Genomic DNA, 22,944 nt, shown 5'->3' on the forward strand with positions numbered 1-22,944 from the left:
GCAGCCATCCTAAACAAAGAGAAATTTCCAAAACGGAAATATCTCTTTGTTTGTTTTTCAATAGTGGAAATTATTAATAAAAGCTAATCTACTGAAAAATAAACAGGATAAGCCTTTATGAGCCACAGTGAAGCGAGTCTGCGCCAGCGTCTACGAACTATAGTTAATGATGCCAAATTATCGGTAAAGCAGAAAAATCAGTTTCTTGCCTTAGAAGCCGAAGCGATGCTGGAGTACGTGTCAATTTCGCCCGCGCTGCAAGAGGCGATGGCGCAAGGGATCATTTGCGATATGTTTGAAGGGCATGCGCCGTTCAAGCCTCGTTACGTATTGCCTGACTATGCTCGTTTTCTGCGTCAAGGCAGTGAATATCTTGAGCTTAGTCCAGCACAAGACTTTGATGATGCACTCAATATGCTGACCATTTTGTATCATCACGTTCCTTCTGTGACTAATATTCCGGTTTATCTTGGCCAATTGGATGAATTGCTGCTGCCTTACCTTGGTGATCTCAGTGAAGCGCAGCTGTATAAAAAAATACAATTATTTTGGATTATGCTCGATCGCACCCTGCCGGATGCGTTTATGCATGTCAATGTAGGACCAACAGACAACATTCTCTGCCGGACGATTTTACAGGTGGATGCCGAACTTAAGCAGATCGCGCCTAATTTGACCTTCCTGTACGATCCGGCTGTCACGCCAGACGCTTTGCTGCGACAGGCAACGGACAACATTTGCCAATGCAGCAAACCGCACATCGCCAACTATCCTTTGCACGCGGCGGCATACGGCGACAGGCAATTTGGCATCGTCAGCTGTTATAACGCGCTGCCTTTGGCGGGTGGAGCGAACACCTTGGTTCGTCTCAACTTAAAAGAGGTGGCGCAGCGCTCTGAGAAGCAAGAGGATTTCTTCTCTCAACAACTGCCCCAGTTTGCAGAGTTGATGTTTGAACTTATGGATGCGCGATCCTCGTATCTTCATGAGCAATCGGGCTTTTTTGATAGTTTCTTGGTGAAAGAAGCACTGATTGATGAAGCCAAATTTGCCCCGATGTTCGGCATTTATGGCATGGCGGAAGCGGTAGAACTTCTGCTCAATAAACAAGGCAGCGTGCAAAAATATGGTCACAGCGAAGAGGCGAACACACTTGGCCTTGCCATTTCTCAGCGCTTAGCGGAGCTGGTCGAAAGTCGCGAGGTCAAATATGGTTTGGCGGGGAAAGCGTTACTGCACGCACAAGGCGGCATCAGTTTAGACCGTGGCGTGACACCGGGCGTGCGTATTGCTTATGGTCACGAGCCCGATCCGGTCAGTTATGTTTTGGCCAATGCAGCGCATCACGCTTTTTATACTGCGGGCGTTAGTGACATTCTCACCATTGATGAGACGGTGAAAAATAATCCTGAAGCAATGTTTAATCTGTGCAAAGGGGCGCTGGCGGCGGGTTATCGCGAGTTTACCGCCAACGTGGCAGGCAACGATCTGGTGAGAATCACTGGTTATATGGTGCGCCTATCAGATATTGCCCGCTATGCACAACAGGGTTCACGCAGCAATACCACCTTTTTAGGTGCCGAAGCGGCAAGCAACACTGAGGTATTACAAAGAAAAGCGCGTGTCGTCAGCATGGAAACGACGCCACTTTACGACGCGCAATAACTCATGTCAGCTGTTCAGTTCAACAAGAAGGGGAAAGTGAGTCGTATCTTACCTTTCTCCTGTGTTGATGGGCCGGGAAATCGCCTGGTGATCTTCTTGCAAGGGTGTAATTTCCATTGCAAGAGTTGTCACAATCCTCACACAATCAACCACTGTCATCATTGCGGTGAGTGTGTTGAGCATTGTCCAACCGGGGCCTTGACCCAAGATGCCAACAACCAAGTTGTTTGGCGAGAAGAGGTATGCACGCACTGCGACACCTGTACCGACGTTTGCTCTTTTCACTCCAATCCAAAAATCAAAGAGTGGAGCGTCGCGCAAGTGATGGAGAGGATTCGGCAGCAACATCTGTTTATCAGTGGTGTGACCGTATCCGGTGGCGAGGCAACCTTACAGCTTCCGTTTGTTTTAGCGCTGTTTCAAGCGATTAAAACCGATGGGGAACTGGCTCATTTAAGCTGTTTTATCGACAGTAATGGTTCACTAACAACTCATGGCTGGGAAAAGTTAGCCCCGTACACCGATGGTGTGATGATTGACCTAAAAGCTTGGCAATCGGAAACCCATCAATGGTTAACAGGGCGCAACAATCATAGAGTCATACAGTCGATAACGCATCTTGTTGAACTGAACATGCTACATGAACTCCGTTTGCTACACATCCCAGGTAAAAGTGATTTAGACAGTGAACTAGCCGCGCTGTGCGAACTGCTGCAGACCTTGCCTAACAATGTGCAGATCCGCCTCAATGCCTTTCAAACACATGGAGTGAAAGGTGAAGCGCGAGCTTGGGCAAAATGCGATTACGCTGAGATCGAACGCTTTGCCGCGCGTCTTCGTCAGCACATCGCTCATCCGATTATCTTGCCAGCGAAAACGGTGCTAGATCATCTCCGTTAATCGCTGCTTAAGCCACACCAACGCCGGATCATTGAGGCTCTGCTTGTTGTACACCAAACTGTAACCGACTTGTCCGTAATCAAAAGGCAAGGCTTTTTGCACCAATCCTTTTGCCTGCAAAGCCGTTTCTGCCCAGCGTTTTGAGCAGGTAAACAGTAGCGGAGAGTGATGGCACATGACTGCGGCTGCACCAAAATCCGCCAGTGAAATCACAATATTTCTGGGTTGGTGACATTGAGTCAAAATATGCTCAAAGTAGGGAACGGCTAACTCTTTCTCATGAATACCAATATGTTGGCAGGCAAGGTAACTGCCTATAGTCAAGTTTTCTCCAACTAGCGGATGAGCAGAGTTCATCAAGCAAACCATTTCATCGTCTAAAATTGCTTGCCAAACCAGTTCTTTATTCATCGTCGGTGGCTGACTGATGTCATGCGGCAGCAAAAGAAAATCCACTTGGCCGCGCAACAAAGAATCAAAACCGTGCTGTTCCTTGGCATAGATGCTCATATTTACTTGCGGAGTTTGGCTTAGGATCTCGCTAAACAGGGGGGCAAACACTTCGAAAGTGCTCTCACGCATCGCCAGTGAAAACGCGCCGCTGTAACTGTCGGGCTGAAAGGTTCCCTGGTGAATCACGCCGTTCATGCTGGCTAAAATGCCATGAACCACAGGAGCGATACTTAGCGCATATGGCGTGGCAATCAGTTGTGTGCCCTCGCGATAGAAAAGTTCATCTTTGAGTAACGCGCGAAGCTGAGCGAGGATTTTGCTGACGCACGAAGGGGTAACACATAATTGTTGCGCTGTGCAGGTCACGCTGGTGGTGGTGAGCAGCACATGCAAAACCGTTAAATGCTTCAAACTGATGCGAGAAAGAGAGATGTAATCCATAAAATACGGGCTTGAATAGGATATCGGGCATTAGAGCAGAATTTTCTGCGACTGCCAATGCGTGAATTCCCTCCCTAAGTACAGAAAGTCAAGCGTTTGGAATAACAAGATAATTTAATCTAGACGACAATAAGGCTCAGTTGTCTCTCAGCCCAACACTGACTATAAACAGCGCACCAAATTTGATGTCAAAATAGAGCCTAAATGGACCCGTTGATCGATGCGCTAATTACTCAAGGCTATTTTATCTGGGATGATTTCTTAGAAAGTGAAGAGGTATTGCGTTTAAGAGACGCCATTCCAGAGAAATGGAAAGAAGCCCGAATCGGGAGAAACGATGATTTGATCAAAGTCGAACGTATTCGCAGCGACAAAATTCAGTGGCTACAAGCAGGGAAGTCGCAAGCCGTTGATGAATATCTTGCCAAAATGGAAGAAATTCGCCTCGCGGTCAATCGCTATCTTTATCTTGGTTTGTTTGAATACGAAGCGCATTTTGCCAAATATGAGCAAGGCGATTTTTATCAAAAGCACCTTGATAGCTTTCGCGGGCAGGAAAACCGTAAACTGACCACCGTATTTTATCTCAATGATACTTGGCAGGAAGGCAACGGCGGTGAGTTGGTGATGTACGATTTGCAAGATCAGCATTTACAGACGGTTCAGCCCAAAGGTGGGCGATTGGTGGTCTTTCTCTCGGAACAGTTTCCACACGAGGTACTAACCAGCCATGTTGATCGCTTCAGTATTGCTGGCTGGTTTCGCATAAACGGTGTGCGAGACAATATGTTGGACATCTCTCGTTAGACAAAACGTGAAGTGAATCTTCTCAAAACGCCAAAGACCGAAAAACGATGGTCTTTGGCGTCTTCAATCTGGCTTGCTAGTGGCTTTGAATCGAAATCTGATAGCAAGTATGCATATGTTTTTTAAGGGTCTTAAATACGGCTGGGCACAGTTTGCCGTCTTCGACCATTTGCGTCATTAATGCCTCTATTTCCTCTTGTTGCATCCGACCACGATACGGCCTGTCTTGCGACAACGCCTGAAACACGTCTGCCACTGCAATAATGCGTGATGGCACATCCAACTCAGCTTCCGTTTTATGGTATGGGTAACCGGAACCATCCAAACGTTCGTGATGGTTAGAAGCCCATTCGGCAATCTTTGATTTTGGGAAAACTTTGTGCAATGCCAGCTCGGTATCAATCGTATGTCGCTTGATGCGAGTGTACTCTTGATCGGTTAAGCGCCCTTGCTTGTGCAAAATTTCATCTGGTGTTTTCAGTTTACCGATGTCATGCACCAGTCCGGCGATGAAAATCATCTCTTGTTCGTGTTCGGTCAAAGCGCTTTTTCCGGCCAGGAAACGGGCCACTTCCGCGACTTTCTGTGAGTGTTGGTAGGTAAACGGACTTTTGGCGTCGACAATGCGAGCGAGAAATAGCCCGAGCGTCATTAAATCTTGTACCGTCAACTGCTTTTGCAACCAGTCGATGTGATCAAAACCCAAGCCAATCGTCTCGATGTTTTCCGATTCCATGGCAAACCAGAAACCATCTGTCATGATAAGCGGCACCATCGCTTGGCACATATCAGGGTTAAACAGCGTTCCTGCATGAGCCATGACGCTATCGGCGATCATCTCTTCGTGTAGCGTGACGAGATCAGAATGGCAGTCGGTCGCGTAGTGGGCACGTAAAAAATCCAATCGATCGGAAAGATAGAGAAGTGCGGCAATATCTTTGTCAAAGGGGTCAATATCGAGCTGTTCCAATTCATCCCAGCGGGTGTGGTGGTAAAGAATCGGTTTGGCAAATTGAGCCAAAATGTTGCATTGCTGCAGCGACTGATACCCCCGTATACAGTGTGCTTGTGCATCTTGAGGCATGAGTTTTTCTAGCAGCATCAAATGCTCTTTGGTTTCTGAAACACCGCAATCGTGCACCATTCCAGCGAAGTAGCTGAACTCTGCTTTGCGAATATCCCAGCCCATTTTTAATGCGCATTTGTAGGCGATGTAGGCGACACGGTGATTGTGATGGGTGTCATCGACGCCAACGTAATCTAAGGCCCTAGCAACCCAGATCAGCGCTTGTTTTAGGTCTACTTCGAAGTGTGCAGTGCCTAAGGAGCATGTCTCGTTCATGATTTTTCCGACGTTACTTTGTAGTTATTATTTTTTGCGGCAATGCGTGTAAGCTTTGCGCATTTATCTTAACGATGATACAGGGAAGTGTTTGGAATTATTATCCTTGACAGGCGCTATTGTTGATTATTTTGATATGAGTAGTGTTTTATCAGTAGCTAAGTGTATCTTAGTTGTCACATTTCATTCATATCATGCAATAGTGCACGAGATTTCATAGATGATAAACGTCATGCGTCTCAGCGCAAAGGGATGAAAAGCGCAGAATAGACAGCTCGGATGAGTCGCACAAATAAGGCTGCCGCATTGGGTGTAGACTCGGCCGCAAACGAGCTATTCGGGGCAAGGATTGTTTTCAAGCATAATTTCGTAACATCCCGACTGCTTCAATGCGTGGATCCCTTTTTCATAGATAGTTTGCAATTTTTTCCCCCGTTTTGTGGGTTGAAAAAGCACATACATAGGGTCGCTGAGCAGTGGCTTTGGGTTGACCAAAATAACTCTTGGGTCATTTTCCGTTACCCGGTTGACCATATAGCGGCCAACTCGCTTTTCTGCAGGAATCGCCTCGACGCGCGCTCTGTGCAGTTTGAGAAAGTTTTCTTTTAGATCAGAGGCGATCACAGGCGTCAATCCGTTCTCTTGCATAAGTTGCGTGACGGTGTAGCCATCGACAGCGCCGAGTCGGTACTTAGCGAGATCAGCAAGCTCATTCCATTCTAAGTTGACCGAGTTGTGGTAAAACATCACAGTATCGGCGTGAAGCAAAGGGGTCGTAGAGAGCAGGTAGCTTGCTCTTCGTTCCTCGGTGGCATACCAAGGGAATGTCGCATCGGCTTTGCCGTATTCGACCAGTTTGGCGCTGCGCATCCAAGGGTAGTAGGCAAACTCAACATCCAAGCCCTGATCATTGTAAATTTTAAGCACTATTTTTTCTAAAATGCCGTCGTCAGCAGAGGTATAAGGTTGCCATTCACCCAATGCAAAACGCACGACATCCTTCTGCTCGGCGTGCGTACTTGTGCTCATACTGGCTGCGAAGAAAACGAGTGAGGCTAAAAGTGAGTTACGTAGCATGGTTTTGGATAAACCTCGTGAACACGAGCTTAGAAGCTGCCATATCCCAATCCAAAAGCGATTAAATTGTTATTTGAGTCTAGCAGTTATCTGTTTTTTTACTTATCGAGTTGACACTCATAATCAGGACAAGAAAAGAAAACAGAGAGCTTGCTCACAAACCGTTAACATTCTGATTAGACAACCTTGTTTAGCAACAATGCGACTTTGCTTAAAACGCTGCACGCTTATTCTGGCCTACCTGTACAAGTGAGTTGGCTGACTACCCATCGAAATTTATATGCAGCCTCATACGTTTCTTTTCTCAGTTATCTCTGTGTGTAAAAATAAAATTACACCATTGGTTTGAAATCATTACATTTATCTTGATCTCTAATCATAGATACTACAGAATCACCATTAATCTAGCGTTTTGCAAGGTTGACTGGCGTTTTTTTACCATCAATCTCTGCAAGATATTCCTTATGTGTAAATAAAAGAATACACCCATGCATAGCTCAAAGATTTTTGGTAGTACTTTGATTATTGCCGGCACAACCATTGGTGCGGGTATGTTGGCTTTGCCACTGGCTTCCGCAGGTATCGGATTTTCCATCTCGTTGATGATCATGGTGTCATTGTGGGCGCTGATGGCTTTTACCGCTTTGCTAATGGTTGAAGTCCATCAAGAAGCGCAAAGTAACGCGACCTTGCATACCTTGGCAAAGCAAATTCTCGGCCCTAGGGGCAAATTGATTGCAAGCTTCTCGATGTTGTTTCTCTTCTATGCGCTTTGCGCTGCCTATATCGCAGGGGGCGGGGCACAATTTGCGACCCGAGTGACTCAGTGGTTTGGCGTGCAAGTTGATGGCGCGCTGGCGACTACGCTGTTTACACTATTGGTTGCAACCATAGTGACGATTGGCACCAGTGCGGTAGATAAAGTCAACCGGGTGCTCTTTACGCTCAAAATTGTTGCCATGGTAGCTGTGTTGTTTTTCCTAGCGCCGAATGTGAGTCAGGCTTATTTGCTGAGTATGCCGCTCGAACAGGGTTTGGTCGTTGCGTCGATTCCGGTCATTTTCACCTCGTTCGGTTTTCATGGCAGTATTCCGGCGATTGTCCGTTACCTCGATGGTGATACAGGCTCTCTGCGTAAAGCGGTTTTGTTTGGCTCTTTGATCCCATTAGTCATTTACATCTTCTGGCAGATTGTGACGCTTGGGGTAGTAAAGCAAGATGATTTACTTGCTAACTCTGCGCTTAGTGGCTTGATTGCACAGCTAGCGATCACCGTACATCAGTCGCAACTGGGCACATTGGTGGGAGTATTTGCGGATCTTGCGCTTCTGACTTCCTTCCTTGGCGTTAGTCTGGGTCTGTTTGAGTTTCTTGGCGACACGCTGAAAAAGCAGCAGGGAAACTCCAATCGTGTGATAGCCGCGGTTGTGACCTTTACGCCACCGCTGGGTTTTGCACTGTTCTATCCACAAGGATTCATTACCGCGTTGGGTTATGCTGCGATTGCGCTGACCATATTAGCTATTTTCCTGCCAGTGGCTATGGTCAATAAAGTAAGAAAGCAGAATCCACAACGGGCATATCGCGTTGCTGGTGGCCAAGTTTCTCTGCTGCTGACTGGCGGGGTAGGTGTGTTGATTGTGACGGCACAACTTTTAATCAGCCTCGGTCTGTTACCTTCATTGGGATAGCAGAGCGATGAGGGGCGGTTAAGTGGATACTTAACCACCCCGTTATTGCTGCTCTCCACTGCGTCTCTATTCTTTTGCATGAGGAAAATAGATTAATTGCCTTCTAATTCACCCATTTGATTTAACCGCGATCAAATATCTTTGATTTTACCTTAATTTCTTCAGGATAACCTTCTAGTTAGCGCCTAGACTTATCCATGTGGGGAAATACAAATTGGTGCTTGGCGTCAATTTGTGTATGGCAAAGGAGCAAAGAGATGGACTTGTGGAGTGAATCAGCAAATTGCGCGTATTTTTATAATGCTTCATCATTAAATGATCAGCTCAAAGGCATACTGCATAGAATGCAAGTTCATGATGCCAGCATTGAGCGTATATCCTTTGCCGTCTTCGACGAAGAGCATGGGCTGCTAAAAACGTATGCTGACAGCAGCGCTTTAACGGAACTGGCTCACTACCGCGCACATTTGGACGATTTCCCCGCCTTAACTCGCTGCGTCAACGAGAAAAGCTTCCGCATTATTGATGATCTTAACGAGCTCTCCCCGAGCGTGCATGTCAAAGCCTTGATCGATTCCGGTTACCGCTCTTCGATTGCCGCGACCTGTTTTGAACAAGATAAATTTATCGGCTTTCTGTTTGTCAACTCGAGAAAGGTGGCGGCGTTTACCCCAGAATTGGTGGAAAAGATGAAGCCCTATTTTGACATCATCCAATTTGCCATTTTCTCCGAATATCAAATCGTGCATGCGATTGCTGAGTGCGCGGAGAAAACCCAAGCCTTATCACCTTCTTACAACAAAGATTCTCTGGCGCATAAAGAAAGGATCAGTCGGTACACTCGCATTATTGCCAGTGAAACGGCAGAGGTATGGGGGTTTGATGATGAAACCATCGAGCATTTGTGCCTTTTTTCTCGTTTCCACGATATTGGCAAGGTAAACCTCGCCATCGATCTTTTGTGTAAAACCGCCAATCTGGATGGCAGTGAAACGTCGAAAATGCGCAACCACATCGAAAGTGGCGTTGAGATAATGGACAAGATCATTGAGTCTCTGGGAAATCCGCACCATCCGAGCATCACACTGTTGACGCAAGTGATGGCTTATCATCACGAGTTCCTTGATGGCTCTGGTTATCCATTTGGCTTGCAGGGTGAGCAAATCCCGCCAGTGGCACGAGTCGTGTCGGTGGCTAATATTTTTGACGCATTAACCACTCATAGGCCCTATCGGCAAGCTTGGTCTATCACCCATGCGTTGCTGGAAATGGAAAAAATGGTCGCGGAAGGAAAACTCGACAAGGCTTGTGTCAACGCTTTGAGAGAACATCAAGATAAACTAAAGCAGATCGTGGCACGTTTTCCTGAGCACGATCCCAAAGATGGCTTTTATTGATTCAGCGCGCACGCAAAACAGGCTCTTTAAATAGGCAGAAACGATTAAATGAATAGATTTAATCGCTTTTGCCTTTTTTATTGGTCAGCATAGAATAGTCGTTAAAGAGGAAAAGATTTCTCATTCAGCTCGGATAAGAAGGTGATTACTATGACTGACAAAACAAATTTAATTGGGCTTGAACAACAAGCAGCGCTGAATCTAGCCAAACAACTTAACACCTTACTGTCAAACTATCAGGTGTTTTACATGAATACTCGCGGGTATCATTGGAATATTAAAGGGCCGCAGTTTTTTGAATTACATGCAAAGTTTGAAGAGATCTACACTGATCTACAAACGAAAATTGATGAACTGGCTGAGCGTATTCTGACATTAGGTTTTACTCCCGTTCACGGCTTTAGTGACTACCTTGCGTACAGTGTGATCAAAGAGCATAAAAATGCCTTAACTGGTGAAGAGTGCGTCGCGGGTCTACTCAATGGCTTCACGACAATCGTGCATCAGCAACGTGAACTGCTTAAACAGGCGAGTGAAGCGGATGACGAAGGGACCGCCTCGCAGATGAGCGACTACATTCGTGAGCAAGAAAAACTCGTTTGGATGCTTAATGCTTACTTGCAATAAAAAGCCATAAGAGTAAGCGACAACTAGTGCAAGCTGGTCGCAAACGGCTTGCACAAAAAAATGCTGTATAAATGACCAGTGTGGGTTGACGAAGTCGCATTAAGCACTATACTGGATGTATGAACAGGTTCTTGGAGGAGGTAACGCTATGTTGTGGGAAACCTTAGAACGTGTAAACAGGCTGCGTCAACAAGCCATGTCTAATCCTGATTTTGTTCAATCGGCAAAAGAGCATGAACAAGCTCTCAGTGAACAAGAGCAGGCAGTTTTTTGTCCTAAAACGAAACGCCGGATAAACAAACCGAAATCTCTGGCAGATATTTATCAACAAACAGAATTTGGCCATCGTGAACATCAGCAACAACATTAACGTCAACCCTAACTTTAGCTAGAGCCGCAAATTAAATTGCGGCTTTTTTATGGCTGTTAGAAATCGGCTTTCTTGACAAAATAGGGATTATTGTATTTTTTCTCTGGTCCGAACTCTTTTAACACCAGACGGTTCCAAAGCGCCTTATCGAATTTCTCTTTTGGAATGGAAGGGTAGAGCGTCTCGACTTCTTCCCAAGCGAAACTCATGAACTCTTTCTTCTTGATCTGATTGTATTTTCTCGCAACTTGGTTGTGTTTCTTGATCCACTCTTTTTTATATTGGATGAGCAGTTCTTGTGCCTGATCTAGTGGAAAGCGTGATAAAAATACTCGCTTATACGAGACTTTTCGATCCACCATGGTACGCATCGCCGTTTGAATATACTTACCATGATGTGTAATGGAGATTTCCGCTTCATCGACTAAAGGAATACACCATCCTTTAGGAAAAAAATCGGGCTTTTGATACTGCTGGTTGCGCACTGTTAGAGCGTTATGCAACACCAGATCGGACGTACCGCGGAAAGTTTGTTGCCATTTAGCAATGCGAATTTGCAGTGAGCCAGGCAAGCGATATATATGAGTAAATTTGTCTTCGTTCATGGACACAATACACACTAGTTGTTGATGTGATTGAAAATGAGAGTAACAACCTGTTTTTCATTGTAGTCAGTATTTTGCGAAAAACATTTTACCTCACGCGACTAAACCCAAAATTTAGCGGCAACTTAAGCCGTATTGCCACGTGTTTAAATCGTTGAAGCTCAACTATTGTACAATAGTCGCCTGTTAGATGGCGAGAGAAAAGATGTTTCCAAGTATCAGCGGGATTGGATTGCGATAGGCAGAACTCCAGTGGGCAGGTGCAGTTTTAATGCGAAGATAAGCGGTCGCTTCGATGAAAGATGCAAGTGCATCAAGCAAGGTGCCAAGAGCCCTCAAGTGACTCTTGGCGCGCTCGTGATAGTTTTAAGAGGCTTGTTCGAGTTGCTCCTCTTCCTGTTTCTCTATCTCTTTGATGTGTTGGTTCGCTTGTTGTAGTTGGTACATTTGCGCATAGCGGCCTTTCATTGCAAGCAGTTGTCTGTGGCTACCGGACTCGACTAAATCACCATGATGCAGCACGACTATCTGATCGGCATCGAGTATGGTGGAAAGACGATGGGCGATAACAACCAGCGTCATATCATGACGCAGTGCCGCTAAGCTGCGTTGAATCAAAGCTTCGGTGCCTGAGTCAATGTTGGCGGTTGCTTCGTCCAAGATGAGAATTTTTGGCTTCGCAATCAACACTCTCGCCATAGCCAACAACTGCTTCTGACCTGCAGAAAGATTGGTTTCACCTTGGCCCAGTTGGGTGTCAATACCTGCCGGGTAGCGTCGTACCTGTTCAGCAAGGCCCACTTGCTCTAGAGATTGCCAAATCATTTCATCGCTCACGTCGCGCCCTAGGGCAATATTCTCTCTGACGGATGTGGGCAAAATGTGCGGTTCTTGCTGCACCATCGCAATGTCTCTGCGTAGTACTTCCTTACTGAGCGAAGAGAGCGGGCGGCCATCAATCTTTAATGTTCCCTCGCTCAGCGGATAGAATCCCATCAGCAAGGAAGCCAAAGTGCTTTTCCCGCTACCAGTATGGCCGACTAAAGCGACAAAACTTTGATGAGGGACGTCAATATTGATCTCTTTGAGCACTTGCTGTTTGCCATCGTAGCTAAAATTGAGCCCTGCGATCTGGATGCTTCCCGTAGCAAGTGCTTGGTTGTCACTGCCGTAGGTTTGTTCCGGTGCGTCAATCATTTCAAAAATTCGCTCACTGGCCACTAAGGCTTGCTGAAGCAGTGCAAGTTGCTGCGTCATCTCAATCAAGGGTTCGGTGATACGGCCAAGATAGCTAATGAAGGCATACAAAACCCCGACACCAATCATTTCAACGCCGCTGTAACCGAAAATCGCCACCAGAGTAAGAAGAGTAATGCCCGAGAGTAAGTCCATTAAAGGGCGTAGTAGCACACCGTTGAGTGTGATGACTTTTTTACCTGCTTGCAGGTGCGCCTCAGTCAGATGGTTGAATTGCTGATTAAAACGTTTCTCTTGGCGCATCAGTTGAATCACGCCCATGCCTTGAATCGATTCGCTGAGGTTGCCGTTGATGTCGGTTTGCAAATCGCGCATCAACCGATATGAACTCGTACTAAGTTTTTGAAATAAAGCCATAAAGGCTACGACGATCGGCAGCAGTACTAAAACCACCAAGGTGAGTTTCCAGCTTAAAATAAACATGACCGCCAACATCACCACAATCATGACCAAGTTTTTCACCACCGAGGCGATCAGCAGTTCGTAAAATTGTTGCAGGGATTCGGTGTCATTGGTTAAACGGGAAACCAGTTTGCCAGTCGGTGTATAGTCAAACGCTGACAGCGGCTGACGAATCACTTTATTGAACGCCTGACGTCGGATGGTCTTGATGATATGCGTGGCCACAATGTTGAATTGCAAGCCTTGCAAATATTGAAAGAGCGCCGAACAGATCAACAGCCCGAGATAGCTCGCGATCAAGGTCAGTAAAACGGATTGGCTATAGTTATCTTTGGTGATGTGTTCATCAATAAAATATTGAATTAACCAAGGACCGCCTGCATTGGCGAGTGCGGCAATAAACAAAAACAGCAGCCCAGTTAGCATCGCTTTGGGCTGAGCCAACGGATAAGCAAACAGACGTTTTAAGGTAGTGGATTTCATTGCTTATGCCTCCTCCATGGCTTGTTCTAATTGCTGGTAGCGGTACATTTCGGCATACCAAGCGTGATTATCCAGCAGTGCTTTATGCGAGCCCCTTTCCACAATATGGCCATGGTTTAGCACCACAATCTCATTGGCTTTTTCTAAAGCAGTCAGACGATGGGCGATCACGATCAGCGATTGGTGGCGATAATGTTGCTCCAAGTTGCGGAGAATTTGATGCTCTGTGCGCCCATCGACCGCAGAAAGTGCGTCATCTAAAATCAGAATTTCCGCATTGAGTAACATGGCGCGAGCGATGGCGATACGCTGTTTTTGCCCGCCAGAGAGTGTGATGCCTTTTTCACCCACTTCAGTGTCGTAACCATCAGGAAACTTAAGGATGTCGTCATGGATACAGGCCAGTTTTGCCGCGCGAAAGACCTCTTCTTTAGAAGCATTGGGGCTGCCCAAGGCAATATTTTCAAAGATAGAACAGGAAAACAGAAACGGTGACTGGCTGACCACGGCAAACTTGCTGCGCCACTGTTCAAGATCGGCGTTTTTCAGCGCGACTTGCCGATAGTGAATATCACCGTGTTTCATCTCTTGCTGGCGTAGCAGCAGCGAAAGTAAGGTGGATTTGCCACTGCCAACGGGGCCAGCAATGCCAAGCATTGAACCCGGAGTGACAGTAAAGTGGCATTGGCTGAGTACGGCAGGGAGATCCGCGCTCCAATGGTAGCTCTCAATGTTGACATGCAGAGGCTGAGGCTCTTTCGAGAGCGATTCATTACCGCTCACGATCTCCGGCTTCTGCGCAAAGATCTCTTCTAGACGATTCCAAGCTGCAGAACCACGTTCGAGAATATTGAACAAGAAAGCAAATGCCAGCATTGGCCAAATCATCAAGCCAAGATACATGGTGAAGGCGGTGAGATCGCCGAGCGTGATTTCTTGATGATGCACCAAGTACGCGCCGACGCTGATACTGAGGAAAAAAGAGAGGCTGATCGTCAGTTGGATCGCTGGATCAAAACGGGCGTCGACACGGGCGACGGCAATATTTTTGTTGCCTGTATCTTCCACAACGGCGTCAAAGCGTTGCTGCTCTTGATTCTCAAGACCAAACGCGCGCAACATCCTCATGCCGTTTAACGACTCTTGGGTTAAATCCGACATATCGGAGAAGGCTTCTTGGGCGACTTTAAAACGTTGATGGAGAATGCGCACAATGTAGAAAATCGCAATGCCAAGAAAGGGCATGGGTAGCAGGGCGACCAGCGTTAGCTTCCAACTGATCTGGGTGATCATGATGATCAATACGGCGATGCCGGTAATCAGTGAATCGGTGGCGGTGAGCACCCCTTCACCGGCGGTCACCACCACGTTTTTCACATCGTTAGTGCCGCGCGCCATTAAGTCGCCCGTTTTATAACGTTCGAAGAAGCGAGGCGGCTGAGTGGATAAATGTTGATAAAGACGATTGCGCAATATGGTACCGAGCTCAATGCTGGCGCCAAATAACCAGACACGCCACAAAATGCGGCAAACGTAAATAGCTAGCCAAACCAGCAGCAGCAGACCCAGCCACTGCATCATCTCATCAGTAGACATGGTATCGGCAACAATCCCGTCAACGATATTGCCCACCGCTTTTGGGGTGATCAATTGCATTGCCGAGATCAGCATAAATAACAGTATTGAGCCGCAATAGTGTTTCCACCTGAGCCTAAAGAACCATCGTAATTGCCAGAAAATTTTCACCTGCGCCTCCTGCACCTGCTGTTGTTATTTGTACCAGATTTCCCTAATGGCAAAGCTTGCGTCGGCGTCTTGCAAAGAGTGCTTGGTGATCAGGCGATGCCGTACAAGATCGCGTTGAGCTTGGCACTCTCAACCGATTTCCGTTCAGAGAGTCTGGACGTTGACCCGGAGCTGAAAGTAGATCGAACAGCTTTTAAACCGGGATAAGAAAATGTTGAGTTGTGTGGCTATGAGACAAAAATGGCGTTGAAAGCAATTTTATACACAAAAATGTCTCTAATTTATTGTTATGTTGAAATTATTTTTGCCCAGTACGACAGAAACAATGCGCTGTTTTGGCGTAAGTCGTTCGGTTTATATTGCATTCTCTGCAAAAAATGCCATTGAGGATGATGGGCTGGAACCTTCAATTATTGTGTTTCATCCATCGAATACAAGATGATTTTTATCTTGAGCAAAAAAACGACACAATGTTACTTATTGATAACATCAAAGGGTCAGAATATGTGATCAAATTCTGATAATCGATGAGGTTTAAGGAAAATATAATGAAAGCGAACTGAAGTGGCGAAGAGACAACTGAGGAAGGCAACAGAAAAACGCAAAGATAGAGAGTCAATAGAGAGAGTAAAAAGCAGCGAGGTGATCGCTGCTTTTTTTGGTCACTTCAGCGAACGATTTGATATCGTCGATGCTTACAATAGCGACAGAATAGCTGGTGATTTCATTTATAAAATGTCGCAAAAGTGAATCAGATAAGCAAAAAAACTGCTTAGCTTGCTCTTTTTATCCATTTGCAAGTTTACGCTTCAAAAGGTTAAAAAATAGTACTATTACTATATCTATCTGATAGTTAATTATTAAATACTTAGAGCCAGCCTCTCCTCTGTGGGGAAAATTTTAATTCACAGCAACAAAAAAGCAGCTAGGATTATATTAAACGAATTGTATAAATGTGGCTGCAAAGATGATTTTGAGAAAACACGTGCTCATTGCCGTTTTACTCGTTGTACTTGCTGTTGTGGCTATCGCAGGGGTGCGGTGGAAACATAGTGAGTCGATCTCGTCTACTCCTGTGGTATTAAAAATCGGTGTGTCGCAGACACCATTATCTGCCCCTTTGATTATTGCCCAGCAGCGTGGGCTGTTTGCAAAATATGGTGTGAAGGTGGATGTGGTGCCCTGTTACGGAGGGGTGGAGTGCGCCCGTTTTCTGTTTGAGCAAAATGTCGATTTTGCCACGGCGTCAGAATCGGTAGTGATGTTCGAAAGCTTTAAACGTGACGATTTTGTCATGTTGGCCAGCTTCGTTGAGTCGGGATTTGATCTTAAACTTCTCACCTTAGCTGAAAACGACATTTATCAAATCTCAGGTTTGAACGGGAAAAAGGTTGGGGTGGTAAAGGCCAGTGCCAGTGAGTTTTTCTTGGACTCTATGCTCATGTCCAGTGATGTCCCCGGGACAAAAGTGGAAAAAGTGTACGCCCCTTTCACGAGATTGGATGACATTCTGATCAGCGGTGAGGTCGACGCGGTTTCAGTGTGGGAGCCACTGGGTTACCAATTGCAAAACAACCCACGGGTTGATGTGGTCGATCTCAGTATTCCCGGCATTTACCAGCTGTCATTTAACTTATTGACGACAAGGGAGAATGTTACCCGTTATCAGGATGAGAGCATCAGGATTCTACTGGCGCTGGAAGAAGCCGAAGAGTGGATTCAAGCTCACCCGTTGGAGGTACAAAAACGGGTGGCCAATTCCTTGGATATCCCTCTTGGACAACTGTCTTGGTCTTGGAATGATTACATCTACCGACTCTCTTTGGGTAATGGGCTACTCTCTAATTTACAAGTTCAGGCTCGTTGGGCGCTTGAAAAAGGTTTAGTCACAGGGCCAATGCCCGATTATCGTAAGATTGTTGATCGGCATATATTAATACAAGCGCAAAGGCGTAAAGGATTAGACGTGAAATGACGTTAGGTTCGTTTTCATACAAACTCACTTTGCTTTTCTTCTCCACCGTGCTGTTGGTCGGAGTGGTGACTCATTCATTGTGGAATGTGATTGAAGAGCAAAAGAACATTGAAAACGAAATGGAGATTATTACTCAAGCTCAGTTCAACTTGGAACTTCTGCGCAATCAACTCTCGCTTTATCTGCAATACAAAGACGATGAAAGTTTTACGCAACTGACTCTTGCGCAGAACAAAATGACGGAGCAAATCCACAATACTAAGCGTTTTCAAAAGGTCATGACTAATTTAGAACGCATGAACAACACTTTGGAAAGGCTGCTACTGCATGAGAAAAATCTCGCTGGAGCCAATCTGCAGGCGAAAGAACTGCTGCACTCCCGTTACAACATGATAGTGCAGAGTATGGACGAGGAGTTATCTGCTTTGCAGCGCAATGTTCTCGAAGAGCGACTGAATAAGTTGCGCAAAGCGGTATTTACCAGTGGTTTTTCACTGGCTTTTTTTACCCTATTGATCAGCAGCGTCACTTACTTGATGCTAAAGCGCTTTCGCAAAGGCTTTAAGGTACTGCGTTTAGGGCTAGATGAGATGCGCAGCGGAAATATGGAGAGCCGGATCACCTCGACAGAACTGGATGAGGAGTTCGCGGTCATGGCAAATTGTTTTAATTCGATGAAAGATTCCCTACAACAGAGCACCGTTACTCGTGAGCATTTAGAGCAAGAAGTGTTGCGGCAAACGGCGGAGCTCCGTGAACAGAAAGAGCAGTTGATATACCTATCAGAGAAAGACCCGCTGACTGGTTTGAATAATCGACGCGCCTTTATGGCGGCGGTAGAAAATGCCACAGCGAAAGCGAATCGTACCGGATTAAAGATGGCCTTGCTGTTTATTGATTTAAATAAATTTAAAGAAATAAACGACACCTTCGGCCACTATGCGGGAGACGAAATACTACGCCAAGTGGCGCGCCGAATGGAGGTTTGCTTTCGCAACACCGACATTTTGGGGCGTATTGGTGGTGACGAGTTTGTCGTGTGTCTCGATTTACTGAAAGACTTCAATGGCGTACTGCCAAAAACAGAAAAGTTTGCTCGCATGGTCAGTGAACCGATCGATTTCAACGGAGAAAAGCTGCACGTTTATCCAAGTATTGGTATCAGCTTTTATCCTGATCAAACCCGCTCCATCAACCACTTGGTAAAGCTGGCTGATGAAGATATGTACCGCGCCAAAAATAGTGAGTCGGTGCTCATTTGGAGCAGTTATCTCTTCCCAGAAGAAAAGCAAATTTCTTAGCAGCGCCAGAGCGCGTTGCCGCACAGTAAGGCGTTATGGTGTAGCAAAAAACTCACGGCGAAAACGGGCGATTTGCTGCTGATAGTAGCTTTGCCACTGCGGCTCATCCCAACTCGCGTAGCGTCTGGCTCTTTGCTCTTCCAAGCTGGCTTTCAGTTGCGCCAAGGCTCGTTGGTAATCTTCCGCTTGTTTCTCTTGTTCACGCTCCTGCTGCGCTCGAAAAGCAATCTCGCTTGATTGCTCATCGCTAAGATATTTTTGGGCCAAAGTTTGGCGGATCTGTTCTCTTTCGTCGGCAGAATAGTGGCTAGGAATCAAACTTAGTGCTCGCTCGTAATGAGTTTGCTTATCCTCAAACTCAAGCACGTCGCCCTGTTGTTGCCAGCGCTCGATCAAGCTTTGATATTGCTCAACAAACTGACTGGCTTCGATTTGTGTCAGTGGCACACTGTCTAAGCGAAACTCCAATATGGCAAATTGATCGGCCAAAAGGACAGTGCTCAGTGGGCCCCAAATCTCCAGCGCATTTTGCTTAAACATCTCGATCCGCTGGGAGAGGCTATCGAGCGACTCCAGTGGCATGTTTGCCTGTGCATCCTGCCATTGTCGGCTGCGTTGGCGGAAGTTTTGAAGCAGTTGAAACCACTCGACAGAGAGCGAGGTTTGAAGTTGAGCAAGCTGCTTTTCACAATTCTGTTTATGCACACATTCGCGCCAAAAACTTTCTAATTGTTCACGTAAAACGCGGCCTTGTAGTTCGCGTAGCTTGTGAGGATCAAGCAGCAAATTTGCGGGTTGAGCGGCTTTCGCTGCAAAAGCCAAAGGCAGATTTGTCTCTGCGATGTTGTGGGGAACTGAGTTTGCGCTGCTTTCCGGCGCGGCGTCAGTAGGGGAAATGAGAGCAGGTGAGGCTAGCAGCTCACTTTGTTTTTTGCTCTGTGGCCAAAGTTGCCAGCCGACAATCAAGCTCGCCACAAGGGCGAGCAGGAAAAAAGCACGTTTTCGATTCATTACTTAATCACCGCGCTCACCGGAAAATGGTCGGAAAGATTGTAATGCTGCCACAATCTGGCATCGGTGGAACGGGGCACGTCAACGCGGTTATCATTCGATGTTTTGCTCGCATGTTCTGTGCTAAGCAACACATAATCAAGATACTCGACATTCTCACCGCCAGAGAGTGCTTCACCAGCAAAATCATTGATGCGCGGATCGAAAGTCGACGCCGTATAGCCTGAGTATTGGGGCTCCAGCGCATTCAAGTACATTAACATCTGTTGGTAATCGCCCGGGAACTTCAGTTTGTTGACATTGAAATCGCCGCTGTAAACCACAGTTTCATTGGCAGGAATGTTCAGTGATTGTGCCAATGCACGGATCTGTTTGAACTGGCGCTGACGATATTCGCGCGCAGTATCGGTATCAAACGAAGCTGTGTGGGTGGCGAACACATGATACGCCTGACCGTTTTTGATCACTTCTACATAATTTACCCCTTTGTCCGCAAAGCAATCAGTGCCACTGCAATCAGGGAAGACGTACTGTGCTTGATTGACAATAGGATAGCGACTCACGATCACCACACCGCCATCGTAGATATTGATGCCATCTTTATCGAGCATCTTGCTTTGATAAGGATATTCTTTGGCCAGTTCTCGTAAAAAAGCGCTGCGGCCGCTGGCAAACACTTCTTGCAAGGCTAAGACGTCGTAGCCTTTCACGTGATCGGGAATAATTGAAAAACGATCGCCGATATGCGATGCCACGCCGGGCAACGCCCAAATATTGTAGGTCATCATTTTTAAGGTGTTCCCGTCTGGCTCGGCTTGCTCGTCCACTTTGGCGGGCGTGATGGTGTAGTAGAGATCATCATAGCGGGCAGTGGCGTCGGATTTGAGTCCCAGTTCGGTGTTGGCTGTGCCAAAGGCATCACTGCGAAAACGGTGCACTTCTCTATCCTGTTGTAAGGAGAGCGGAACATCGGCCGCACTCACGCCGTATTCAATGGAAGAGTTGTACCAGTGCCCATTCATGGTTTGGTGTAGTGTGACGCTTTCGCCTTGCAAGTTGGTGACGACGGTATCAAATTGGTAGTGCTCGCCCGCTTTGACGCCCGTCCAACGATTAAAACTGATCACCGCTTTGGTTTCCCAAGGACCAATTTGGTCTGTGTGTTGCAGCCACTCGTCGCCTAAAGTGAGGCGATCTGAGCCGCTGTGTTGTACTTGAATCGTCAAGGTTTGGTCGCTGTTATTGGTTAGGTAGACATCGGTATCGGCCAAAACAGGAGCGCTGCACAACAAAGGCAGTAAGGTTCGCCAAGTGAAAATATCCATTTACATTATCCTATCTGTTTAAAATCGGTGGATAATCTAGAAGATAGTGATGACAGGCATGTTATAAAGTTGTGACAACTATAAATAATTGCTTGAATCGGAGTGATTTATAAAACAAAGGGCGGCGTTAGCTAAGCGCGAAATAGCCACCGCGCTTAGCTAGGAGGGGATAACTTGGGTTATCTAAACGCGGTTATCGCCAGTACTAAAGGCGATAGTCTGACTGATAGCGGTTAAGCTGCGACCACTCTCTTGCTGCCACTTGGCAAATGCGAGGTTGACGGCTTGCTGGCTCTTTTTTGTCTCTTTGCCACCTTCAATCACCTTACAGTTGCGCAGATACGCCTCTACATCACCAGAAAGAATAAAGGTGTCGACCCCGAGTTGACGAAGGCTGTACGGCCCAGTGTTGCCGCCCAGTCGACTGCCGTGTTTTTTCAAAAACGACCATAGCCCCGTGATGTCATCTTTGGGCCAGTTGGCGACCATTTGACCGAATGAGCCGTGCTGCGTTGAGACACTATGGATCATTTGCGCGTTTTCGCGAATCGAGATCACTTTCGCATGGTGACGGATAATACGTGTGTCACTGGCTTTGTCGTCCCACTGTTCGTCGGAGAGCATCAGCAGTGGCTCAATCCGAAAGCCGAAAAATACCTCCTCGAAATTGGGCCATTTATTGCGCACCACCTGCCATGAAATGCCGCTTTGAAAAATCTTCATACTGAAAGCGGATAACCAGCGATCATCACTGATGGCGGTGATCGCTTCGGTATTGAGCGGTGTGGTCAGTAGTGCTTCGAGCTGCGCTTCGCCTCCTTTGCGCTCGGCAGCGCGCTGATAAATATCGGCAAATTTTTCTAAAGGCATAATCGATTCTCCTTTGCATGTTGAGCGTATGGTATGACGAGCTTCAATCCGTTCGCGAAGGCTTGCAAAATCTCGAGTTACTCAGCAAGTGTCGCCGTTTTTCGGTACTGACTGGGTGTCATGCCAGTGAGGCGAGAGAACTCGCGATTAAAGTTGGACTTGGTCTGAAAGCCACAGTTCATAAATATTTGTGTGATCGGAGCATCGCTGCTGTGCAGCGCCTGTTTGGCGTGTTCGATACGGTATTCGTTAATGACACGAGAGATGTTTTTCTGCTTCACTTGGTTCACCGCGCTGGAGATCTGTTTGGCAGGAACACACAATTTGCGAGACAGCTTTGACAGCGTCAACTCAGGATCTAGGTAGGCGTGTTTAGTTTTCATCAGTTCATCGAGTGCGATGACAATGGTTTGCGCTTGCTGCGCGCTGAGGCTGGAGATGCTATTCAGCGGTGCTTCGAGTTTGCTTTCTTTGTCCGAAAGTTCATCGGCCTCATCATGGTTTGCGGTGTTCATTGCGACCAGAATCACCGCCAAAGAGAGAACAGGGAGCAACACCAAGTGCCCGATGCTTAAGATAAACGGAGCCAACGCGCCTTGGTTGTAGGTAAAGTCGAGCGACATGGCACCGTCAATCAGCGCGGAAAAAAGCAGCATCCAGCCCGCAATATTCTCGGCTCTTTTCACGCTTTCCCAACTGCTGAGGGAAACGTGGATCAGCACTGACTCCTTGGTGGAGTAACGCACCAACGCGATGCCGTAAACCAGATAAATGGCGGTGAGAATTTCATCCAGCGGTAAATACCAATGCGGCTGAATGGTCACGCTGACGAGTACCAAAAGTGGTCCAGCCGCATGCTTGGCGGCAAATTGAGTCAGTGTTTGCGTGTGGCTGAGATGGGTAAAGGCGTACCAAGCAAATACCGGAATGCAGGAAGCAAATAGGGGCTGGAGCAGAGCAAAAAGCGGCAGGTTGGAACTCCAACGCATTCCAACCAGACCCGTTGTCAGAGCGCAAAGGATGAGAAACCAGCAGGCGGTTTTAGCTTGCTCGGCAAAGCGCACATATAAGGTGATCGCGAGTAACGCGAGCAGCAAAGAGACAACAAAAGGAATAGGAATGGCGAGCATGAAATGTCCTGTTTTGGCTTTGCGCAGTGCCAGTCAATAGAGTGTTTTAGCATAACGCTTTGAATCTGA

The 22,944-nt window shown here is 46.8% G+C and carries 20 protein-coding genes; 10 read left to right on the forward strand and 10 right to left on the reverse strand.

Annotation, left to right across the window (positions count from 1 at the left end; all coding sequences use genetic code 11):
- Nucleotides 1-117: 117 nt before the first annotated feature.
- A complete protein-coding gene (locus tag EWA64_RS14985; protein ID WP_061893983.1) occupies nt 118-1,665 on the forward strand; it encodes a YjjI family glycine radical enzyme in 1,548 nt (515 codons plus the stop codon).
- Nucleotides 1,666-1,668: 3 nt separating this feature from the next.
- Nucleotides 1,669-2,565 (forward strand): YjjW family glycine radical enzyme activase, encoded by an 897-nt coding sequence (locus EWA64_RS14990; RefSeq protein WP_061893984.1) that lies wholly within the window; start codon nt 1,669-1,671, stop codon nt 2,563-2,565.
- Here the strand turns inward: EWA64_RS14990 and EWA64_RS14995 are convergent.
- The gene (locus EWA64_RS14995; RefSeq protein WP_061893985.1) at nt 2,548-3,459 is read right to left on the reverse strand and encodes a LysR family transcriptional regulator; all 912 of its coding nucleotides are present in this window, start codon (nt 3,457-3,459) and stop codon (nt 2,548-2,550) included. The genes EWA64_RS14990 and EWA64_RS14995 overlap by 18 nt on opposite strands.
- Before the next feature lie 204 nt (nt 3,460-3,663).
- Here EWA64_RS14995 and EWA64_RS15000 point away from each other — a divergent pair, with 204 nt between their 5' ends.
- Nucleotides 3,664-4,266, forward strand: a complete 603-nt coding sequence (locus EWA64_RS15000) for a 2OG-Fe(II) oxygenase (RefSeq protein ID WP_039426037.1) — start codon at nt 3,664-3,666, stop codon at nt 4,264-4,266.
- Between the two features lie 76 nt (nt 4,267-4,342).
- On the opposite strand, the gene EWA64_RS15005 is transcribed toward EWA64_RS15000, so the two are convergent.
- Complete coding sequence (locus EWA64_RS15005) at nt 4,343-5,608, reverse strand: HD-GYP domain-containing protein (protein WP_061893986.1); 1,266 nt, start codon at nt 5,606-5,608, stop codon at nt 4,343-4,345.
- 333 nt (nt 5,609-5,941) lie between these two features.
- Entirely contained in the window at nt 5,942-6,637 is a 696-nt protein-coding gene (locus EWA64_RS15010) for a substrate-binding periplasmic protein (RefSeq protein ID WP_061894102.1), read from the reverse strand.
- A gap of 536 nt (nt 6,638-7,173) precedes the next feature.
- On the opposite strand from EWA64_RS15010, the gene EWA64_RS15015 reads away from it, so the two are divergent.
- The 4 genes from EWA64_RS15015 to EWA64_RS15030 all read left to right on the forward strand — a co-directional run bounded on the left by EWA64_RS15015 (nt 7,174) and on the right by EWA64_RS15030 (nt 10,770).
- Nucleotides 7,174-8,376: an aromatic amino acid transport family protein gene (locus tag EWA64_RS15015; RefSeq protein ID WP_061893987.1), complete on the forward strand. Its 1,203-nt coding sequence runs from the start codon at nt 7,174-7,176 to the stop codon at nt 8,374-8,376.
- A gap of 257 nt (nt 8,377-8,633) precedes the next feature.
- A complete protein-coding gene (locus EWA64_RS15020) occupies nt 8,634-9,773 on the forward strand; it encodes an HD-GYP domain-containing protein (protein ID WP_061893988.1) in 1,140 nt (379 codons plus the stop codon).
- Nucleotides 9,774-9,923: 150 nt separating this feature from the next.
- Nucleotides 9,924-10,400, forward strand: a complete 477-nt coding sequence (locus tag EWA64_RS15025; RefSeq protein WP_039444346.1) for a Dps family protein — start codon at nt 9,924-9,926, stop codon at nt 10,398-10,400.
- A gap of 148 nt (nt 10,401-10,548) precedes the next feature.
- A complete protein-coding gene (locus EWA64_RS15030; protein WP_061893989.1) occupies nt 10,549-10,770 on the forward strand; it encodes a hypothetical protein in 222 nt (73 codons plus the stop codon).
- A gap of 56 nt (nt 10,771-10,826) precedes the next feature.
- On the opposite strand, the gene EWA64_RS15035 is transcribed toward EWA64_RS15030, so the two are convergent.
- The 3 genes from EWA64_RS15035 to EWA64_RS15045 all read right to left on the reverse strand — a co-directional run bounded on the left by EWA64_RS15035 (nt 10,827) and on the right by EWA64_RS15045 (nt 15,263).
- A complete protein-coding gene (locus EWA64_RS15035) occupies nt 10,827-11,375 on the reverse strand; it encodes an MSHA operon transcriptional regulator (RefSeq protein ID WP_039426052.1) in 549 nt (182 codons plus the stop codon).
- A 366-nt stretch (nt 11,376-11,741) separates the two neighbouring features.
- Nucleotides 11,742-13,517 (reverse strand): ABC transporter transmembrane domain-containing protein, encoded by a 1,776-nt coding sequence (locus EWA64_RS15040; RefSeq protein ID WP_061893990.1) that lies wholly within the window; start codon nt 13,515-13,517, stop codon nt 11,742-11,744.
- Between the two features lie 3 nt (nt 13,518-13,520).
- Nucleotides 13,521-15,263 carry an ABC transporter transmembrane domain-containing protein gene (locus EWA64_RS15045; protein WP_061893991.1) on the reverse strand — a complete coding sequence of 581 codons (1,743 nt, stop codon included), beginning with the start codon at nt 15,261-15,263 and terminating at the stop codon, nt 13,521-13,523.
- Between EWA64_RS15045 and EWA64_RS15050 the strand changes: the two genes are divergently transcribed.
- The 3 genes from EWA64_RS15050 (at nt 15,246) to EWA64_RS15060 (ending at nt 18,539) form a co-directional block, all read left to right on the forward strand.
- A complete protein-coding gene (locus EWA64_RS15050) occupies nt 15,246-15,470 on the forward strand; it encodes a hypothetical protein (RefSeq protein WP_061893992.1) in 225 nt (74 codons plus the stop codon). The two genes, EWA64_RS15045 and EWA64_RS15050, sit on opposite strands and share 18 nt — an antisense overlap.
- Nucleotides 15,471-16,230: 760 nt before the next feature.
- Nucleotides 16,231-17,238: an ABC transporter substrate-binding protein gene (locus EWA64_RS15055; protein ID WP_061893994.1), complete on the forward strand. Its 1,008-nt coding sequence runs from the start codon at nt 16,231-16,233 to the stop codon at nt 17,236-17,238.
- Nucleotides 17,235-18,539, forward strand: a complete 1,305-nt coding sequence (locus EWA64_RS15060) for a sensor domain-containing diguanylate cyclase (RefSeq protein WP_061893995.1) — start codon at nt 17,235-17,237, stop codon at nt 18,537-18,539. The genes EWA64_RS15055 and EWA64_RS15060 overlap by 4 nt, the downstream gene beginning before the upstream one ends.
- 33 nt (nt 18,540-18,572) lie before the next feature.
- Here EWA64_RS15060 and EWA64_RS15065 read toward each other — a convergent pair whose 3' ends face one another.
- The 4 genes from EWA64_RS15065 to EWA64_RS15080 form a co-directional block, all read right to left on the reverse strand.
- Entirely contained in the window at nt 18,573-19,550 is a 978-nt protein-coding gene (locus EWA64_RS15065; protein WP_061893996.1) for a cell envelope integrity TolA family protein, read from the reverse strand.
- On the reverse strand, nt 19,550-20,875 hold the full coding sequence (locus EWA64_RS15070) for a sphingomyelin phosphodiesterase (protein WP_061893997.1): 1,326 nt from the start codon (nt 20,873-20,875) through the stop codon (nt 19,550-19,552). The genes EWA64_RS15065 and EWA64_RS15070 overlap by 1 nt, the downstream gene beginning before the upstream one ends.
- A 183-nt stretch (nt 20,876-21,058) precedes the next feature.
- A complete protein-coding gene (locus EWA64_RS15075) occupies nt 21,059-21,745 on the reverse strand; it encodes a DNA-3-methyladenine glycosylase I (RefSeq protein WP_061893998.1) in 687 nt (228 codons plus the stop codon).
- A 77-nt stretch (nt 21,746-21,822) separates the two neighbouring features.
- Complete coding sequence (locus tag EWA64_RS15080; protein ID WP_061893999.1) at nt 21,823-22,875, reverse strand: helix-turn-helix domain-containing protein; 1,053 nt, start codon at nt 22,873-22,875, stop codon at nt 21,823-21,825.
- Nucleotides 22,876-22,944 lie beyond the last annotated feature (69 nt).

This window comes from Vibrio cidicii (assembly GCF_009665415.1).
Lineage (GTDB): Bacteria > Pseudomonadota > Gammaproteobacteria > Enterobacterales > Vibrionaceae > Vibrio > Vibrio cidicii.

Coding starts and splice junctions, on each gene's coding strand:
- EWA64_RS15025 (WP_039444346.1), top strand. CDS start 9,924: ATGACTGACAAAACAAATTTAATTGGGCTTGAACAACAAGCAGCGCTG.
- EWA64_RS15065 (WP_061893996.1), bottom strand. CDS start 19,550: ATGAATCGAAAACGTGCTTTTTTCCTGCTCGCCCTTGTGGCGAGCTTG.
- EWA64_RS15055 (WP_061893994.1), top strand. CDS start 16,231: ATGATTTTGAGAAAACACGTGCTCATTGCCGTTTTACTCGTTGTACTT.
- EWA64_RS15030 (WP_061893989.1), top strand. CDS start 10,549: ATGTTGTGGGAAACCTTAGAACGTGTAAACAGGCTGCGTCAACAAGCC.
- EWA64_RS15075 (WP_061893998.1), bottom strand. CDS start 21,745: ATGCCTTTAGAAAAATTTGCCGATATTTATCAGCGCGCTGCCGAGCGC.
- EWA64_RS14995 (WP_061893985.1), bottom strand. CDS start 3,459: ATGGATTACATCTCTCTTTCTCGCATCAGTTTGAAGCATTTAACGGTT.
- EWA64_RS15040 (WP_061893990.1), bottom strand. CDS start 13,517: ATGAAATCCACTACCTTAAAACGTCTGTTTGCTTATCCGTTGGCTCAG.
- EWA64_RS15010 (WP_061894102.1), bottom strand. CDS start 6,637: ATGAGCACAAGTACGCACGCCGAGCAGAAGGATGTCGTGCGTTTTGCA.
- EWA64_RS14985 (WP_061893983.1), top strand. CDS start 118: ATGAGCCACAGTGAAGCGAGTCTGCGCCAGCGTCTACGAACTATAGTT.
- EWA64_RS15070 (WP_061893997.1), bottom strand. CDS start 20,875: ATGGATATTTTCACTTGGCGAACCTTACTGCCTTTGTTGTGCAGCGCT.
- EWA64_RS15020 (WP_061893988.1), top strand. CDS start 8,634: ATGGACTTGTGGAGTGAATCAGCAAATTGCGCGTATTTTTATAATGCT.
- EWA64_RS15080 (WP_061893999.1), bottom strand. CDS start 22,875: ATGCTCGCCATTCCTATTCCTTTTGTTGTCTCTTTGCTGCTCGCGTTA.
- EWA64_RS15035 (WP_039426052.1), bottom strand. CDS start 11,375: ATGAACGAAGACAAATTTACTCATATATATCGCTTGCCTGGCTCACTG.
- EWA64_RS14990 (WP_061893984.1), top strand. CDS start 1,669: ATGTCAGCTGTTCAGTTCAACAAGAAGGGGAAAGTGAGTCGTATCTTA.
- EWA64_RS15015 (WP_061893987.1), top strand. CDS start 7,174: ATGCATAGCTCAAAGATTTTTGGTAGTACTTTGATTATTGCCGGCACA.
- EWA64_RS15005 (WP_061893986.1), bottom strand. CDS start 5,608: ATGAACGAGACATGCTCCTTAGGCACTGCACACTTCGAAGTAGACCTA.
- EWA64_RS15060 (WP_061893995.1), top strand. CDS start 17,235: ATGACGTTAGGTTCGTTTTCATACAAACTCACTTTGCTTTTCTTCTCC.
- EWA64_RS15000 (WP_039426037.1), top strand. CDS start 3,664: ATGGACCCGTTGATCGATGCGCTAATTACTCAAGGCTATTTTATCTGG.